The sequence below is a fragment of the Kribbella sp. NPDC049584 genome, assembly GCF_040675555.1.
Classification (GTDB): Bacteria; Actinomycetota; Actinomycetes; order Propionibacteriales; family Kribbellaceae; genus Kribbella.
Genome location: NZ_JBFAPF010000002.1, coordinates 942637 through 960589, shown reverse-complemented (window position 1 = coordinate 960589; position 17953 = coordinate 942637). Strand labels below are relative to the sequence as shown.

Sequence of the window (17953 nt, the reverse complement as noted above, 5' to 3'; positions counted from 1 at the left end):
CACTCAGGAGGTAGATCCCGACCCCGGCTTTTCGACATCACCCGGCAAAGAATCCAGCCAGTGGCGAGCGGCGGTCACGAGTGCGTCGACGCCGATCTCGATCGTCGGGCTGGGGACCGGGCGGTAGTGCGGAGAATGGTTGGACGGCAAGTCGGCCACAACCCGGACAATCTGCTCCATCGACTCCGCACCGGCGAACTCGGCCGGGTCGGCCCCGCCGAGCAGCCAGTAGACGATCGGCACATCGGCGGTCTGGGCGAGAATGCCGACGTCCTCGCTGCCCGTGATCAGGCCCGGGTCGACCACCCGTCCGGGCCCGACGACGGACTCCAGGACCTGCTGGGTCCGTTCGGTGGCGGCAGCATCGTTGATCACGGCAGGCACGCCCTCGAGTCGCTCGACGGTCGGTGGTCGCGGGGCACCGGCGGCCTGTGCCTCGGCGGCCACGATGCGCTCGATCGCTCCGAGCACCCGGCCGCGAACCTGCTCGGTGTAGCTGCGCACACTCAGCAGCAACTCCGCGGTGTCGGGGATGATGTTGGCCTTCGTGCCGGCGTTGATCGCCCCGACCGTCAGTACGGCGGTGTCGTTGCCGGCCACCTCCCGGGAGACCACGGTGTGCAGGCGGACGGTGGTCGTTGCCGCGAGCAGGACCGGATCGACCGTCGCCTCCGGGCGCGAGCCGTGACCGCCGACGCCGAAGAGGGTGACACGCAGGGTGTCCGCGGACGCGAACGACGGCCCGGGCCGCAACCCCAGCGTGCCCGCCGGAATCGGGGCCACGTGCTGGCCGAGAACGATGTCGGGTTTCGGCACCTTCTGGTACAAGCCGTCGTCGACCATGTCCTGAGCGCCGACGCCGATCTCCTCGGCGGGCTGGAACACGACCACCAGCGTCCCGCGCCAGGCGTCACGGGCGGCGGCCAGCTCGACCGCGGCGCCGAGGAGACAGGTGACGTGCATGTCATGGCCACAGGCATGCATGACACCGTCGACCGTGCTCGCGTACGGGAGACCAGTCTCTTCGGCGACCGGCAAGGCGTCCATGTCGGCACGCAGCAACACCGTCGGCCCGTCGCCCTGGCTCAACACCCCCGCGACACCGGCTCCGCCGATGCCCTCGTGGACATCGAAGCCCTCTTCACGCAACCAGCCTGCGACGACCCCCGCCGTACGGTGTTCGTCGCCGGACAGCTCCGGGTGGGCGTGCAGATCCTCGTAGGTAGACCGCAACCGTGCCACCAGGTCCGTGTCCATGTCCGCACTGTAGACGGTCGCGAAGAAGCCCCGGGCCGTCCACGTGCGGACGATCCGGGGCTTTTTCGGGGAGTGGCTACTTCGCGACGACCCGCAGGCTGAACTCGGCCTGGCCGTCGCCGGTCGAGCGGGTGACGATACCGGCCGAGCGGAGCGCCGCCAGGTCCTTGTCGTCCGCGAACCGCTCGCTGAGCGCGCCCGCCGCCTCGAAGTCGACGTACCCGATCATCATGGCGCCCTTGGTGTCCGGCAGCGCCTGCTTGAAGTTCTCCGTCCCACCGAGGTTGCCGCCCTGCAGCACCTGGTCGGCGTACTCCTTGCTGGTCGAGACCACGAGCGTGTCGTTGTCCTTCGCGGTCTCGATCGGGATGTCGGCCGACGAACGCTGCCGCAGCAGCGAGGTCAGCTTCTGCACCACCGGCTCGGCCTTCGCCGGGTCGGTCTCCATCCGGGCCGCGATCTTCGGTCCGTTCGCGGTGTCCTTGTCCATCGCGACCGCGAGGTTCTTGCCGACCAGGCTCTTCAGGTCGTCCGGCAGGGTCAGGCCGGTCTCCTCGGTGATCCGGTCGAGCATCGGCTTGAGGTTCTCGCCGCCCGCCTTCTGCACCTGCTGCCACGCGGTGTCGATCAGGTTGTCGCCGCCGGAGACCGCGATCGCGCCGGCCGTGGTGTCCGGCAGCTTCGAGATCAGGTCGGCGGCGTCGGCGCCCGAGTTCACCTTGATGCTCTTGTCGCCCTGGCCGATCCCCTTCAGCTCGACGTACGACGCGTCGAACCGCAGCGCGACCGCCGTCGTAGCGTCACCGAGGCCGGCGATCTGACCGGAGTCGACCTTGCCGGTGATCGAGGCGATCCCCTTCACGTCCGCCCAGCCCGACAGGAAGCCCTGCTCGCCGAGCTTGTCCATGTCCGCGCTGAACTTGGCGTTCTTGGTCAGCGGGTTTTCCTTGGCGGTCGCGACGGCCGAGTCGACGGTCGCCTGGTCGTCCGAGAGCAGCATGTACCCGTCGCTGAACGCGCGACCGGGCTTCTTGTCCTCGTTCGCCAGCAGCTTGTCCATGCCCTTGTTCGCGGCGTCCTGGTTCTTCACCTGGACGGCGACCACGACGTCCGGCTCACGCTTGCCGTCGGCCGGCGGAAGCGCGGCGATGCCGGCGCGGTCGCCGAGCCACGGCTTGATGTCCTTGTCGTAGTCGACATCGGCGAGGTCGTCGCCGGAGGACTTCTTGATCTGCTCGAACAGCTTCTGCCGCAGATCGTCCGTGTCGCCGGTCAGGCCGAGCTTGTCCTTCACCGACGGGAACTTCATCATGAACCGGATCGCCGCGACCTTCTGGCCGGCGGACGGGTTCAGGTCGACGCGGGCGTACGCGACGGCGGTGCCCGGCAGGACGTCGGCCGGCTGCTTGCCGCCGGCAAGCTTGCCGTAGGCAAAGATTCCGCCGCCGGCCACGACCAGGACCATCGCCAGCGCGGCGATGATCGGGATCACCTTGCCGCGCTTCTTCTTCGGCTCCGGCTGCCACTGCGGCTGGCCCTGCTGATAGCCGTAGCCCGGACCCTGCGGCGGCTGACCGCCGATGTGCATCTGCTCGTACGACGCCTGCCCCGGCTGACTGTACTGCGGTCCACCCTGGCCTTGCTGCTGTCCGTACTGCTGACCCTGCTGCTGGCCCTGCTGCTGGCCCTGCTGCGGTGCGCCGTACTGCGGCTGACCCTGCTGCGGGTGCATCGGCTGCTGCGGGTACCCCGGCTGCTGTCCGTACTGCGGCTGTCCCTGCGGCCCCCGCGGCGGCTGACCCTGCTGCGGCGGAACCGGCGGCCGGCCCTGCTGCGGCCAAGGGTTCTGGCCGGGCTGCTGTCCGGGCGGCGGACCGTACTGCGGACCGCCGGCGCCTGGGTACTGCGGGTTGGGGGGTTGGTTCTGGTCGGACATAAGCTCCCTCGCTGGCTCCGGTGGCCTCACCCGCCGGACCTGCAAAGGCTAGTGGACCGGGGGCGCAGGGTCTGACGCAGCAGGTTGCGAAGTGGTTGCAACCGGAGCAACAGGGTCCGCGCGCCAGGTCGTGGCCGCGATCACGGCGCAGGCCAGCGCTGCGCCGACCAGCCAGGCGGCCGCGGGTGTCCAGGTATGCAACTCCAGCGGAGCCGCCACCAGATCCCCCGGCCGGGCAGCCCGCAACCGCGGCTCGATCGCGTCGTGCCCGAGCAGCATGCCGACGCCCCAGCAGATCCCCGATCCCAAGCAGGCGCCCACGGCAACAATCGCCACCGACCACGGACCGTAGTTCCGCAACCACCAGAACAGCGCACCGCCGAGCACCAGCGCGGTGAGGAATCCGATCGAGGTGAACGTCCCGTCCGGCCCGAAGATCCGGGTCATCTGCTCCTCGCCCAGCGCACCACCCTGCTCGTCCACGGTGTACTGCGCCAGCGGCGAGAACTCCTGCCACGCCCAGCCGGCCACCACACCGGCGACGAGGAACACCGCCACCGTCACCAGCACGGCCTTCGCCCACGGCAGCGGGCGGTCCTCCGCCGGCGGCGCGCCGAACGGATTGCTCGACGGCGGCGCCACGTACGGCGAAGGCTGAGACGACTCTTGACTCACGTCGACAGTGTGCCGCATCGACTCCAGCGCCGATCAGCTGGCCAGGCAGGAGGGACCGAGAAGCGCCTTCAGGTCCGCCATCAGCGAAGCCGTCGGGGTGACGCGGTACTGATCCGCGATCCGCCAGATCTCGGTCTTCTGCCGCGCCTGCAGCTTGAGCTGCACCTCGGTCATCCCCGGATGCGACTTCAGCACGTCCCGCAGTTGCGTGACGACCGGCGGCGTACACCGGTTGGCCGCCATCGTGATCACGACCGGTCCGCTCGGGCCCTCGGTGAGGTCGGGTACGACGACCTCGTCACCGCTCAGCTCGAGCCGGTCCTCGCGGCGGCGTACCCGGCCCTTCATCAGGATGATCGCGTCGTTGGTGAGCAGGTGCGCGTGCAGCTGGTACGCCGAGGAGAACATCATCACCTCGATCGAACCTTCGAGGTCCTCGATGGTGACGATCGCGTAGATGTCGCCACGCTTGTTGACCTTCCGCTGGACCGCGGTCACCAGGCCGCCGATCGTGACCCGGCTGCCGTCCGGACGGTCCTCGTCGGCGAGCAGCTGACCGATCGTGCAGTCGCTGCCGTTGGTGAGCACGTGCTCGACGCCGAACAGCGGGTGGTCGGACACGTACAGCCCCAGCATGTCGCGCTCGTGCGCCAGCTTGGTCGCCTTGTCCCACTCCTCGATCTCGGGGACGGTGACGGTCAGGCGGCTGTTGCCCTCGCCCTCGTCGGCCTCGTCGTCCCCCATCGAGAACAGGTCGAACTGGCCGTGCGCCTCGTTCCGCTTGAGGTCGATGGCTTCGTCGACGGCCTGCTCGTGCACCGCGACCACGGCCCGGCGCGCGTGGTTCATCGAGTCGAACGAACCGGCCTTGGCCAGCGACTCGATCACGCGCTTGTTGCAGACCGGCAGCGACACCTTGTCGATGAAGTCGACGAAGTCGGTGAACCGCCCCTTCTCCTCGCGGGCCGCGACGATCTCGGCGACCACGTTCACGCCGACGTTGCGGATCGCGGACAGACCGAAGCGGATGTCGGTGCCGACCGGGGTGAAGTTCGAGTCGGACTCGTTGACGTCCGGCGGCAGCACCTTGATGCCCATCCGGCGGCACTCGTTCAGGTAGATGGCCATCTTGTCCTTGTCGTCCTTCACGGACGTCAGAACAGCGGCCATGTACTCCGCGGGGTAGTTCGCCTTCAGGTACGCCGTCCAGTACGAGACCAGACCGTACGCCGCGGAGTGCGCCTTGTTGAACGCGTAGTCGGAGAACGGGACCAGGACGTCCCAAAGAGCCTTGATCGACTGGTCGGAGAAGCCGTTCGCCTTCATGCCCTCGGAGAAGCCGACGTACTCGGCGTCCAGGACCTCGCGCTTCTTCTTGCCCATCGCCCGGCGGAGCAGATCCGCCTTGCCGAGCGTGTAGCCGGCCAGCTGCTGGGCGATCGCCATCACCTGCTCCTGGTAGACGATCAGACCGTAGGTCGTCCCCAGGATCGGTTCGAGCGCGACGGCGAGTTCGTCGTGCGGGTAGCTGATCTCCTGCTGCTTGTTCTTGCGCAGGGCGTAGTTGGTGTGGCTGTTCGCGCCCATCGGACCGGGCCGGTAGAGCGCGCCGACCGCGGAGATGTCCTCGAAGTTGTCCGGCTTCATCAGCCGCAGCAGCGCCCGCATCGGACCACCGTCGAACTGGAACACGCCGAGCGTGTCACCGCGGCCGAGCAGCTCGAAGGTGGGCCCGTCGTCCAGGCTCTTGGCCAGCTGGTCCAGGTCCAGCGTGATGCCGCGGCTGGCCTCGACGTTCTTGACCGCGTCGTCCATGATCGTCAGGTTGCGCAGGCCCAGGAAGTCCATCTTGACCAGGCCGAGCGTCTCGCAGCTCGGGTAGTCGAACTGGGTGATGACCTGGCCGTCCTGCTCGCGGCGCATGATCGGGATCAGCTCGATCAGCGGCTCGCTGGACATGATCACGCCGGCCGCGTGCACGCCCCACTGGCGCTTCAGGTTCTCCAGGCCGCGGGCGGTGTCGACGATCTTGCGGACGTCCTGGTCGGCCTCGTACAGCTGCCGGAACTCGCCCGCCTCGGAGTACCGCTTGTGCTGCGAGTCGAAGATGCCGGACAGCGGGATGTCCTTGCCCATCACCGCCGGCGGCATCGCCTTGGTGATCCGGTCGCCCATCGCGAACGGGTAGTCCAGCACCCGGCCGGCGTCCTTGATCGCCTGCTTGGCCTTGATCGTGCCGTAGGTGACGATCATCGCGACCCGGTCGTCGCCGTACTTCTCGGTGACGTAGCGGATCACCTCGGGGCGGCGGCGGTCGTCGAAGTCGATGTCGAAGTCGGGCATCGACATACGTTCCGGGTTCAGGAAGCGCTCGAAGATCAGGCCGTGCTGGAGCGGGTCCAGGTCGGTGATCCGCATCGCGTACGCGCACATCGAACCGGCGCCGGAACCACGGCCCGGACCGACCCGGATGCCGTGCTGCTTGGCCCAGTTGATGAAGTCCGCGACGACCAGGAAGTAGCCCGCGTAGCCCTTCGAGGTGATGACCTCGATCTCGTACTCCGCCTGCTTGCGGACGTGGTCCGGGACGCCGGCGGGGTAGCGCTTGTGCAGACCGGTCTCGACCTCGGCGACGAACCAGGACTCCTCGTTGTGCCCCTCCGGGCAGGGGAAGCGCGGCATGAACCGGCCCTCGCCCTCGGTGAAGCTGACGTCGCACTGCTCCGCGATCAGCAGCGTGTTGTCACAGGCCTCCGGGAGGTCCTTCCAGACCTCGCGCATCTCGGCGGCCGTCTTGACGTAGAACTCGTTCGCGTCGAACTTGAACCGGTTGGGGTCGGACAGCGTCGAGCCGGACTGGACGCACAGCAGCGCCGCATGGGCGGTGGCGTCCTCGGGCTTGGTGTAGTGCAGGTCGTTGGTCGCGACCAGCGGGAGGCCGAGGTCCTTGGCCAGCCTGAGCAGGTCCTTCTGGATGTCCCGCTCGATGCCGAGGCCGTGGTCCATCAGCTCGCAGTAGAAGTTCTCCTTGCCGAAGATGTCGCGGAACTCCGCGGCGGCCTCGACGGCCTCCTTGTACTGCCCGAGGCGGAGCCGGGTCTGCACCTCGCCGGACGGGCAGCCGGTGGTCGCGATCAGGCCCTGGCCGTAGGTGTTCAGCAGCTCGCGGTCCATCCGGGGCTTGAAGTAGTAGCCCTCGAGGCTGGCCAGCGAGCTCATCTTGAACAGGTTGTGCATGCCCGAGGTGTTCTTCGCCAGCAGCGTCATGTGCGTGTACGCACCCGAGCCGGAGACGTCGTCGCGGCCGGAGTTCGCGTCGCCCCACTTGACCCGCTTCCGCTCCGAGCGGTGGGTGTGCGGCGTCAGGTACGCCTCGACGCCGATGATCGGCTTGACGTCGTACTTCTTCGCGGTCTTCCAGAACTCGTACGCCCCGAACACGTAGCCGTGGTCGGTCGTGGCGATGGCCGGCTGCCCCATCTCCTGGGCAGTTTTGAACAACTCGTCGATCCGCGCGGCGCCGTCCAGCATGGAGTACTCGGTGTGCACGTGGAGATGCACAAAACTGTCGCTGGACGCCATATCGACGCGGACCTCCCAGGGCGCGGAGTGAGATGGACTGGAACAGCCTAATCGGCGCCGTCGACACTTTCTGAACCGCCGCTCCGACCCACATCGTGGCCGCCCGATATCCGGTCGGCGCCCTCGGACCTCATGCGTCGACGAGGAGGTCCAGGGCGTGGTCGAGGTCGGCTGGGTACTCCGAGGTGAACTCGACGTACTCGCCGGTGCCGGGGTGGGTGAAGCCGAGGCGCATGGCGTGCAGCCACTGGCGGGTGAGGCCGAGGCGTTCGGCCAGGACCGGGTCGGCGCCGTACGTGAGGTCGCCGCAGCACGGGTGGCCGATCGCCGACATGTGCACGCGGATCTGGTGGGTGCGGCCGGTCTCGAGGGTGATCTCGAGCAGCGTCGCGTACCGGAACGCCTCGAGCGTCTCGTAGTGGGTCACGCTCGGCTTGCCGCCGGCCACCACGCCGAACTTGTAGTCGTGGTGCGGGTGCCGGTCGATCGGCGCGTCCACGGTGCCGGTGAACGGGTCGGGATGCCCCTGCACCAGCGCGTGGTAGATCTTCTTGACTGTGCGCTCCTTGAACGCGCGCTTGAGGACGGTGTACGCGTACTCCGTCTTGGCGACGACCATCAGCCCGGACGTGCCGACGTCGAGCCGGTGCACGATGCCCTTGCGCTCGGCCGCGCCGCTCGTGGAGATGGTGAAGCCTGCGCCGGCCAGGTGACCGATCACAGTCGGGCCGGTCCAGCCGGGCGACGGATGCGCGGCGACTCCGACCGGTTTGTCGACGACGACGATCTCGTCGTCGTCGTACACGATCCGCAGGTTGTCCACGGTCTCCGGTACGACGGTCACCTCGGACGGCGGCGCCGGCAACTCGACGTCGAGCAGGTCACCGGCCGCGACCCGCGCAGACTTCGGCGCGGGCGATCCGTCGACCTGGACGAGGCCGGACTCGATCATCTCGGCCGCCTTCGTCCGGGACACGCCGAACAGCCGGGACAGCGCCGCGTCGAGCCGCTCCCCCGCGAGACCGTCCGGCACCATCACGGTCCGGGAGGTCCCTGAGGTTCCGGATGTCACTTCTGTTGCTCCCGCGTCCCGTCGAGCTTGACCCCGCGCAGCGTCTGGATCACCAGCAGGATGGCGGCCGACGTCACCGCCATGTCCGCGACGTTGAAGATCGCCCAGTGCGGCGTCTGCAGGAAGTCGACCACGTGCCCGTGGAACGCCGACGGCTCGCGGAAGATCCGGTCGATGATGTTCCCGACCGCGCCGCCGAACAGCAGCCCGAACGCGACCGCCCAGCCCGCCGATCCGAGCCGCCGGGACAGGTAGATCACGCCGATCGCGACAATGATCTGGATCGCCGAGATGTACGGCGTGTAACTGGTCCCGAGACTGAACGCGGCGCCCGGATTCCGGATCAGGTTGAACTTCAGCAGCGATCCGACCACATTCACCGGTTCACCCGGCGTGAGGTGAGCCAGCGCGAGCGCCTTCGTCACCTGGTCGACCAGCAGGATCACCAGGCCGACGGCGCCGAACAGCCCCATCCATTTCCAGGATCGAACCGGCGGTGGCGGTGGCGGGGACGACGGAGAACCGGCCGACGGGTCGTCGGCCGGTTCCGTGGTGTCTGCGTCTCCCACCTGGTGAGACGAGGCAGGGTCGTTCAGCGGCGTTCCTGGCGTTCTTTGCATGACACGCACAGTGTCGCACGCGGGAACGCCTGCAGCCGACCCTTGCCGATCGCGTTGCCGCAGTTCTCGCAGACGCCGTACGTGCCGTCGTCGATCCGGGTCAGCGCGAACTCGATCTGGTTCAGCATGTCGCGGGCGTTGTTGGCCAGCGACAGCTCGTGGTACCGCTCCAGGGTGGTCGACCCGACATCGGCCTGGTCGTTCCCGGCGCCGTCGCTGCCGTCGCGGAACAGGCCCGCGATCTCCTGCTCGGCGTCGCGGATCTCCTCCTTGAGGTGGTCGACCTCACCCTCCAGTTCCGCGCGGAGCTCGGCGAGCTCGGCAGCGGTCCACGGATCCTCGCCCGGCTTCACCTTGAAGGTTTCGGCCGTATGTGCAGCGGACTTCGCCGGCGCAGTGGCCGGGGTCCTGTTCTCGTTCGTCTTCATGGCCACCCTCTTTGTCTGGGCTTCCTTGGCAGGGATCTTCTTGGCCGGAGCCTTCTTTGCCGCGGTGGAAGTCGACGCCGACTTCTTCGCGGGAGTCTTCTTGGCCGGCGAGGCCTTCGTCGGTGTGTTCCGCGCCGGGGCTTTGCGAGCCGTCGTCTTCTGGACCGGCTCGGTCTTCTTCGCAGCGCTCTTCTTGGCCGCGGCAGAGCGTTGGGGGGCGGATTTCTTCTGTGCCGATGTAGCCATGCTGATCAGCTACCCCCTGCCTTCGTCGGAGACTGAAGCGGACTGGTCGCAAGACAGTAGGCCACGTGCTCACCACGTGCCAGCCCGACGCGCAGACCGTGGACATACGGTAGTCGGTTCTTCAAGTCCGCTCGATGTTCCGCGCGTCACAGCCCTGTCTCAGCGACTACGCTATGTCACCGAACGTTTCAGTCGGCTCACCGGCATCTCCCCCAAGAACGATTAACGATTCGTAGTCAGCTCGTACGACGCCGTACACTGACAACCGCGATCCGCAAGGCAGTGATGGGGCTATCACCCCGGAGCCGCCGGAAGAACGGTCTGTAAGGGACCTATTAGAACCGGCAGCGGCAGCAAAAGGAAGTGGGTATCTCGCGGAGGGATACCAAGGAGGGTGGTACCGCGCGGTGCCGGCGCCGAGCCGGTGCTTCGTCCCTCGTCCCGCAGGTCAGTGGCGACGAAGGACGATGAGATGGCGGCAGAGAACTCACAGACCCCCTGGCGGCAGGTTCCCGCCCAGGTGGATTTCCCCGCGCTCGAGCGCGAGGTGCTCACCCTCTGGGACGAGCACGACACCTTCGCCAAGAGCCTGGAGCAGTCCGCCGGCGGTCAGCCGTGGACCTTCTACGAGGGCCCCCCGACCGCGAACGGCATGCCGGGCACCCACCACATCGAGGCCCGCGTCTTCAAGGACGTGTTCCCGCGCTACCGGACCATGAAGGGGTTCTGGGTCGAGCGCAAGGCCGGCTGGGACTGCCACGGCCTCCCGGTCGAGGTCGCGGTCGAGAAGGAGCTCGGCTTCAGCGGCAAGAACGACATCGAGGCGTACGGCATCGCCGAGTTCAACGCCAAGTGCCGCGAGTCGGTGCTGCGGCATGTGGACGCGTTCAACGAGCTGACCGTCCGGATGGGGTACTGGGTCGACCTCGAGCACCCGTACAAGACGATGGACCCGGAGTACGTCCAGTCGGTCTGGTGGTCGCTCAAGCAGATCCACGACAAGGGCCTGCTGGTCGAGGACTACCGCATCACGCCGTACTGCCCGCGCTGTGGCACCGGCCTGTCCGACCACGAGCTCGCCCAGGGCTACGAGACCGTCGTCGACCCGTCCGTGTACGTCCGATTCCCGCTGACCTCCGGTCCGCTGGCCGGCAAGGCGTCACTGCTGGTCTGGACGACGACCCCGTGGACCCTCGTGTCCAACACGGCAGTCGCCGTACACCCCGACGTCGAGTACGTCGTCGCCACCGACGGCGTGGAGTCGCTGGTCGTCGCCAAGCCGCTGCTCGACCGGCTCGGTGAAGGCTGGACGGTCACCAACGAGTACGCCGGTCGCGAGATGGAGCTGTGGACCTACCAGCGGCCGTTCGAGCTCGTGCCGTTCGACGAGCCTGCCCACTACGTCGTACTCGCGGACTACGTCACGACCGAGGACGGCACCGGTCTGGTGCACCAGTCGCCCGCCTTCGGTGCGGACGACCTCGCGGTGGGCCGCGCGTACAACCTGCCGGTCGTGAACCCGGTGGACTCGAGCGGTCACTTCAACGCCGACGTACCGCTGGTAGGTGGGCAGTTCTTCAAGAAGGCCGACGAGGACCTGGTCAAGGACCTCGACGCGCGCGGTGTGCTGTTCAAGCACGTGCCGTACGAGCACCCGTACCCGCACTGCTGGCGCTGCCATACCCCGGTCATGTACTACGCACTCCCGTCCTGGTACATCCGCACCACCCAGGTGAAGGACGCGCTGCTCCGCGAGAACGAGCAGACCAACTGGTACCCGGACTCGGTCAAGTGGGGCCGGTACGGCGACTGGCTGCGCAACAACATCGACTGGGCCGTCTCCCGCTCCCGCTTCTGGGGTACGCCGCTGCCGATCTGGCGCTGCGCCGACGATCATCAGGTGTGCGTCGGCTCGCTCGCCGAGCTCGGTGAGCTGGCCGGGCGCGACCTGAGCGCCACCGACCCGCACCGGCCGTACGTCGACGACATCACCTTCGACTGCCCGACCTGCGGCGCGGAGTCGCACCGCGTCCCCGAGGTGATCGACGCCTGGTACGACTCGGGCTCGATGCCGTTCGCGCAGTGGGGCTACCCGTGGGTGGAAGGGTCGAAGGAGAAGTTCGCGACGACCTACCCGGCAGACTTCATCTCCGAGGCGATCGACCAGACCCGCGGCTGGTTCTACACGCTGATGGCGATCGGCACGCTGGTCTTCGACGAATCGTCGTACCGCAACGTGGTCTGCCTCGGGCACATCCTGGCCGAGGACGGCCGGAAGATGTCCAAGCACCTGGGCAACATCCTCGAGCCGATCCCGCTGATGGACGACCACAGCGCGGATGCGGTGCGTTGGTTCATGGCCGCGTCCGGCTCGCCGTGGAAGGCACGCGGCATCGGGCCGAACGTGCTGAACGAGATCGTCCGGAAGGTGCTGCTCACCTACTGGAACACGGTCGCGTTCCACGCGCTGTACGCCCGGCTGGCCGACTGGTCGCCGACGGATGCTCCGGCCGTCGCCGACCGTTCGGTGCTGGACCGGTGGCTGGTGAGCGAGACGCACCGGCTGGTCCGCGACACCGACGAGGCGTACGCCGCGTTCGACACCCAGCGGCTCGGTCTGCTGATCAACTCGTTCGTCGACGTGCTCTCGAACTGGTACGTCCGCCGCTCGCGCCGCCGGTTCTGGGCCGGTGACGCCGGCGCGCTGGCGACGCTGCACGAGACGCTCGAGGTGCTGACCCGGGTGATGGCGCCGCTGACGCCGTTCGTCACCGAGCGGGTCTGGCAGGACGTGTTCCGCCCGGTCACGCCGGAGCTGCCCGAGTCGGTCCACCTGTCGAGCTTCCCGACGTACGACGAGACGCTGATCGACGACGTCCTGACGCAGCACGTGTCGATGGCCCGCCGGGTCGTCGAGCTCGGCCGGTCGGCCCGCGCCGAGGCGAAGGTGAAGACGCGCCAGCCGCTGGCCCGCGCTCTCGTCGGATCGGCCGCGATCGCGGACCTGTCGCCCGAGCTGCTGCAGGAGATCGCGGACGAGCTCAATGTGGGCGCGGTCGAGCCGCTGTCCGCGGCGGGCGCCGACCTGGTCGAGTTCTCCGCCAAGGGCAACTTCCGTGAGCTCGGCAAGCGGTTCGCCAAGCAGACGCCGGTGGTCGCGGCCGCGATCGCCGCCGCGGACGCGGGTGCGCTCGCGGTCGAGCTGAAGGAGACCGGGACGGCGTCGGTCGTCGTGGACGGCGAGGACGTCCGGGTGAGCGAGGCCGAAGTACTGCTGTCCGAGCGGCCGAAGGAAGGCTGGTCGGTCGTCAATGAGCAGGGCGAGACCGTTGCCCTCGACCTCGAGGTGACGCCCGAGCTGCGGCAGGCCGGCCTGGCCCGCGAGGTGGTCCGGACGTTGCAGGAGGCGCGGAAGAACGCCGGCCTCGAGGTCTCGGACCGGATCAAGGTCTGGCTGACCTCGACCGACGCCGAGCTGACCGATGCCCTGGGCAAGCACGCCGACGAGATCTCCCGCGAGGTCCTCGCCGTCGAGCTGAACCAGTCCGCCCCGACCGAGCCCGCCGACGTTGCCACCGGCACCGAAGAAGACCTGCAGCTGACGTACTGGCTCACCAAGGCCTGACGACCGGTTCATCCTGCACCCCGCCCCGCTTCGCGGGGCGAGGTGCGGGTTGGGCGCGAGGCCCCGGGGTGGCGCGTGAGGGTTGTCAGTGGGGTGGGCGGACGGTTCTGGTGCGGATGGCTGCCGCTCCGCCGAGGCCGTCGATGACGTCGGCGAGTAGTTGCCGTGCCTCCTCGACCCGGTGGTCGCCCAGCGACTTGCGCAGCTCCCGGTCGATCGCCGCCCGGTGTTTGCGGGCGGCCTCGATCACCGCCTGGCCGTGATCGGTCAGGTGGACCTGCTTGGCCCGGGCATCGTCCGGGTCGGTACGGCGGGCGACGTACCGGCGCGCCTGCAGATCGGCGACGGTCTTCGAGGCGGCCTGCTGGGTGACGCCGAGCTTTTCCGCCAGCGTGGTGATTGTCACCGGCCCGCCGACCAGATGCTGGAACACGACGCCGTCGGCGAAGCGCGCATCGCCGAAGCCGTCGTCGGTCAGTCGGCGCTGCACCTCGTCGGCCAACGCCCAGCCCGCGAACAACGAGACCAGCGACAGATCCAGCTCCATGCCACTAGAATACACAACCATGGTTGTGCAAAAGGAGTTCATCGAGAGAGCGCACCGAATCGTGTGGTGCGGTGTCGCGACCGTCGGGCGGGACAACCGGCCGCGGAGCCGGATCCTGCACCCGATCTGGGAGCTCGACGGCGACGAGTTGACCGGCTGGATCGTGACGCGGAAGACGCCGGTGAAGGTGCGGCATCTCGCGAACAGTCCGTACCTGAGCTGCACCTACTGGGAGCCCGGTCACGAGGTGGCCATCGCGGATTGCGAGGCGGAGTGGGTCGCGGACGTGGCGACCCGGCAGCGAGTGTGGGAGCTGTATCGAGATGCTCCGGCGCCGCTCGGCTACGACTTCTGGGGTGTGTTCCCCGATGGACCGGCCGGGGAATCACCCGCACTACTCAGACTTGCGCCCTACCGGCTGCGGCTCAGCGACGTCGAGACGCTGAGCGGCCGGAAGGAACCTCTCGTCTGGCCCTGACACACCCTGTCACCGTGCTGGGACGGTGTGTCAAACGTGTCCAGACATGACGAAGAGGCGGTGCCGCCGGAAAGCACCGCCTCCTCAACGAGGTTTTGTTTACACGCCGTGACCGTGAGCCTGGGCGCGGGCCTCCGGACGGAAGCCGTTGCGCGGGCTGAGCGTGTCGTCGCCGTTGCCGAGCGCCTTCAGCTGCTCGGTGAAGTACGTCTTCAGGCGGCTGCGGTACTCACGCTCGTACGCGTGCAGGTCGTCGATCGTGCGCTCGAGCTGACCCTTCTGCTTCTCCAGCGTGCCGAGCATCTGCGCACGACGCTCCGCGATCTCGCCGTCGAGCTTCTCGGCGCGGGCACGGGCCTCACCGGTCATCCGGTCGGCCTTGCCACGCGCCTCGTTCTCCAGGCGCTCCGCCTTGGCGCGGGCCTCGCCGATGATCTTGTCGGCGGTGTCCTTCGCCTCCTGGACCAGGTCGTCGGAGTGCTTGGTGGCCATCTCCAGCAGCCGGACGGCCGAGCTGGAGGCGTCGCCGACCGAGCCGGCCGCCGCAGCCGCACCGGCAGCCGCGACCGCGGGCATCACCGGGGGCTTCTCTTCCGGCTTCTCGACGACGACCGGGGGCTTGGGCTGCTGCACGACAGGCGGCAGGGCGGCGGTCTGGTCGACGACCGGCCGCTGCTGGTCCGCACCCGCGCGCTGAGCCGCAGCGAGCTTGGCCCGCAGCTCCTCGTTCTCGGCGAGAAGTCGCTCGAGCTCTGCCTCGACCTCGTCGAGGAATGAGTCGACCTCTGTGACGTCGTAGCCCTCCCGTAGTCGGACGGGCGTGAACTGCTTCGAGCGGACGTCATCCGGCGTCAGCGGCATCTTTCACCTCGTTTGTCTGTGTCTTGGCGGAGTCCCCGTGGTGTTGCACCCCGGCGACTCAGTAGATCACGTTATCGCTTCGTTGTCTTATGACGGAATCCGGGCGGTCGACAACGGTCCTACCCAGCGGAGCGGCCCGGTGGACACTGCCCCGTTTTTCCCGAGACTCTACCTACCCGGTCCCCGCCGTTCCCACCCTCACAACGACCGTAAAGCCGTTGAGTTGATGGACATCGCCACCGAGACGATGACGAACAGCATCAGCATGGACAGGTCGATCCGCACCCCGCCCGCCCCGATCGGGGGCAGGATCCGCCGCAACGGCTTCAGCAGCGGATCGGTGATCGAGTAGATCAGCTCGAAGAACAGGAGCAGTGGACCCTTCGGGTGCCACTGGGGCGCGAACATGACGATCAGACTGAGCACGAACCGCGCCACCAGGACCAGGAAGAAGGCGAGCAGCACCCAGCTGAGAACACTGAGGACGAGCGCTAGAGCAAACATGTCGTCAATGAGTGTAGAAGACGGCGGAAGGCCAGGAGCCAGCCAGAGCATCAGCTCTGGTTGTAGAACCCGTCCGCGGCGATCTTCTCCTTCTCCTCGGCGGCGACCGTGACGTTCGGCGGGCAGACCAGGAACACCTTGGTGGTGATCCGCTCGATCGATCCACGGCAGCAGAAGATCAGCCCGGCGGCGAAGTCGACCAGTCGCTTGGCGTCGGCGTGATCCATCTCGGTCAGGTTCATGATGACGGGGGTGCCGTCGCGGAAATGCTCACCGATGACGCGCGCCTCGTTGTAGCTGCGCGGGTGCACGGTGGTGATGCGGGCCAACTCGGTAACCTCCGGGGACGGCGCGACCCCGCGCCGGTCTGGGAACTTGCTGACCGTGGCGCCGCTGGTGTTCTCACGGTCCTCGCGGTGCTCGCGAGCTTCGCGGCTCTCCCGGCCGGCAGGTACCGGCTCGGTCTCGTGGGAGTCCCCGTCAACATCGTCGACTGCGTCGTCGTCGTACTCGTCGTACTCGTAGTCGTCGTACCGCGCGTTGTAGCGCTCCCCGTCCTCGACCAAGCCGAGGTACACACCCATCTTGCGCAGTGCGCCGCTCATGGCCCTCCAGCACCTCGATCCGGTTCGACGAGACTTCACCTACAACGGTGAGCAGGAAGCAAAACCTGCACGATGTCGACACTAACCGAGTGAAGGACGCGTACCGAGTAAGGCGCGCCCGAGCCGGACGTGTGTCGCGCCGTGCTTGATCGCGGCCTCCAGATCACCGGTCATCCCGGCTGAGATCCAATCGGCACCGGGGTGTTCGGAGCGTAGCCGCGACGCTACGTCGCGCAGCCCGGCGAACGCTTCGTCGGGGTCCGATCCCAACGGCGCGACAGCCATCACTCCCCCGAGCTCCAGTGCGTCCGCCGCCGCGATCTCCGCGGCCAGTTCGGGTACGTCGGAAGGCTCAACGCCGCCACGCCCCGCGCCGGTCGCCGCCTCGGCCGATCCGTACGCCGCAAGGCTCACCTGGATCAGGCAGCGCACTGACTTCTCCTCGGCGACCGCGGCCTTGGACAGCGCCTCGACGAGTGACGATCGATCGACGGAGTGCACGATCGACGCGTTCCGGACAACAGACCTGGCCTTCTTCGACTGCAGCTGGCCGACGAAGTGCCACGTGAGGTCAGCGCACTCCGGCGCCTTCACCTTGAGCTCTTGCTCGCGGTTCTCTCCGACGTCCCGTACTCCGAGGGCCGCCAGCGCCCGCACATCGCTGACTGGGAAGGTTTTGGTGATCGCGACGAGGGTCACCTCATCCGGGGATCTCCCGGCCGCCTGACAGGCCTTCTCGATCCGCTCCCGAACCTGCAGCAGGTTGCCGCGCAGCTCGTCGGCGCGATCCGTCATCGCGTCACCAGCTTGATGAGACCGGCCATCCGGCCGCTGGTCGGACCTTCGCGCCGGTACGAGTACAGGTTGCCGGACTCGATCGTGCACGCGGTCGCGTCGATCACCTCGACGTCGAGCTCGGCCAGTTGCGCCTTCACCCCGGCAGCCACGTCGAGCGCGGGTGTCCCCCAACTCGTCTCGGAGTACGCCGCCGGCACGCGCTCGGCGACCTCGGCGCGCATCTCTTCGGGCACCTCGTAGCACTTCCCGCAGGCATACGGCCCGAGTACGGCGGTGATGTGCGAGGCGCCGAGGTCGCGCATCGCGTCGACGGTCGCCGGCACGATACCGACGTACATGCCCTTGCGCCCGGAGTGTGCCGCACCGATCACGCCGTCCCCGACCAGCAACACGGGCAGACAATCCGCGGCGCGGACGGCCAGCACGACGTCGGAGCGTGTCGTGACGAGCCCGTCGGCCTTTGGGTTCTGCTCGAACGGCAGGTCGTCGTCCGGGCCGACGACGTGGACGTCGCGGCCGTGGACCTGGCTGACGCGGACGATCGAGTCGGGCTCCACCTCGAAGGCGGTCGCGACCCGGCGGAAGTTCTCGGCGATCCGCTCGGCGTCCTCGCCGTACCCACCGAGGTTGAATTCGCCGTACGGCGGTTTGCTGGCGCCGCCGTACCGATCGGTGAAGACGACCCGGGCGGCGGAGAGAACCTCGTCGTAGCCGAACAC

General features: G+C 68.0%; 15 protein-coding genes. 2 read left to right on the top strand and 13 right to left on the bottom strand.

What is annotated here, in order from left to right:
• Positions 1–3: 3 nt before the first annotated feature.
• The 7 genes from AB0J62_RS11295 to AB0J62_RS11265 form a co-directional block, all read right to left on the bottom strand.
• A complete protein-coding gene (locus tag AB0J62_RS11295) occupies positions 4–1257 on the bottom strand; it encodes an amidohydrolase (protein WP_363867476.1) in 1254 nt (417 codons plus the stop codon).
• 76 nt (positions 1258–1333) lie between these two features.
• Positions 1334–3193: a DUF3352 domain-containing protein gene (locus tag AB0J62_RS11290; protein ID WP_363867473.1), complete on the bottom strand. Its 1860-nt coding sequence runs from the start codon at positions 3191–3193 to the stop codon at positions 1334–1336.
• A 48-nt stretch (positions 3194–3241) separates the two neighbouring features.
• Entirely contained in the window at positions 3242–3868 is a 627-nt protein-coding gene (locus tag AB0J62_RS11285) for a hypothetical protein (RefSeq protein ID WP_363867470.1), read from the bottom strand.
• 33 nt (positions 3869–3901) lie between these two features.
• On the bottom strand, positions 3902–7450 hold the full coding sequence (gene dnaE / locus AB0J62_RS11280) for a DNA polymerase III subunit alpha (protein WP_363867467.1): 3549 nt from the start codon (positions 7448–7450) through the stop codon (positions 3902–3904).
• A gap of 130 nt (positions 7451–7580) precedes the next feature.
• Positions 7581–8486 carry an RluA family pseudouridine synthase gene (locus tag AB0J62_RS11275; protein WP_363867758.1) on the bottom strand — a complete coding sequence of 302 codons (906 nt, stop codon included), beginning with the start codon at positions 8484–8486 and terminating at the stop codon, positions 7581–7583.
• A gap of 32 nt (positions 8487–8518) precedes the next feature.
• Entirely contained in the window at positions 8519–8995 is a 477-nt protein-coding gene (lspA, locus tag AB0J62_RS11270; protein ID WP_363867462.1) for a signal peptidase II, read from the bottom strand.
• Positions 8996–9114: 119 nt separating this feature from the next.
• Positions 9115–9816, bottom strand: a complete 702-nt coding sequence (locus AB0J62_RS11265; protein WP_363867459.1) for a TraR/DksA C4-type zinc finger protein — start codon at positions 9814–9816, stop codon at positions 9115–9117.
• 472 nt (positions 9817–10288) lie between these two features.
• Between AB0J62_RS11265 and ileS the strand changes: the two genes are divergently transcribed.
• Complete coding sequence (gene ileS / locus AB0J62_RS11260; RefSeq protein WP_363867456.1) at positions 10289–13441, top strand: isoleucine--tRNA ligase; 3153 nt, start codon at positions 10289–10291, stop codon at positions 13439–13441.
• Between the two features lie 85 nt (positions 13442–13526).
• Here the strand turns inward: ileS and AB0J62_RS11255 are convergent, their stop codons facing one another.
• The gene (locus AB0J62_RS11255) at positions 13527–13988 is read right to left on the bottom strand and encodes a MarR family transcriptional regulator (RefSeq protein WP_363867453.1); all 462 of its coding nucleotides are present in this window, start codon (positions 13986–13988) and stop codon (positions 13527–13529) included.
• A gap of 19 nt (positions 13989–14007) precedes the next feature.
• Here AB0J62_RS11255 and AB0J62_RS11250 point away from each other — a divergent pair, with 19 nt between their 5' ends.
• Positions 14008–14466: a pyridoxamine 5'-phosphate oxidase family protein gene (locus AB0J62_RS11250; protein ID WP_363867450.1), complete on the top strand. Its 459-nt coding sequence runs from the start codon at positions 14008–14010 to the stop codon at positions 14464–14466.
• A 99-nt stretch (positions 14467–14565) separates the two neighbouring features.
• Here AB0J62_RS11250 and AB0J62_RS11245 read toward each other — a convergent pair whose 3' ends face one another.
• The 5 genes from AB0J62_RS11245 to pgeF all read right to left on the bottom strand — a co-directional run bounded on the left by AB0J62_RS11245 (position 14566) and on the right by pgeF (position 17953).
• A complete protein-coding gene (locus AB0J62_RS11245; RefSeq protein ID WP_134098310.1) occupies positions 14566–15327 on the bottom strand; it encodes a DivIVA domain-containing protein in 762 nt (253 codons plus the stop codon).
• A gap of 198 nt (positions 15328–15525) precedes the next feature.
• On the bottom strand, positions 15526–15831 hold the full coding sequence (locus AB0J62_RS11240) for a YggT family protein (RefSeq protein WP_130446657.1): 306 nt from the start codon (positions 15829–15831) through the stop codon (positions 15526–15528).
• A gap of 50 nt (positions 15832–15881) precedes the next feature.
• Positions 15882–16436, bottom strand: coding sequence for a cell division protein SepF (sepF, locus tag AB0J62_RS11235; RefSeq protein WP_134098306.1), 555 nt, complete (start codon positions 16434–16436; stop codon positions 15882–15884).
• An 81-nt stretch (positions 16437–16517) separates the two neighbouring features.
• A complete protein-coding gene (locus tag AB0J62_RS11230; RefSeq protein ID WP_363867444.1) occupies positions 16518–17231 on the bottom strand; it encodes a YggS family pyridoxal phosphate-dependent enzyme in 714 nt (237 codons plus the stop codon).
• A complete protein-coding gene (gene pgeF, locus AB0J62_RS11225) occupies positions 17228–17953 on the bottom strand; it encodes a peptidoglycan editing factor PgeF (RefSeq protein ID WP_363867441.1) in 726 nt (241 codons plus the stop codon). The genes AB0J62_RS11230 and pgeF overlap by 4 nt, the downstream gene beginning before the upstream one ends.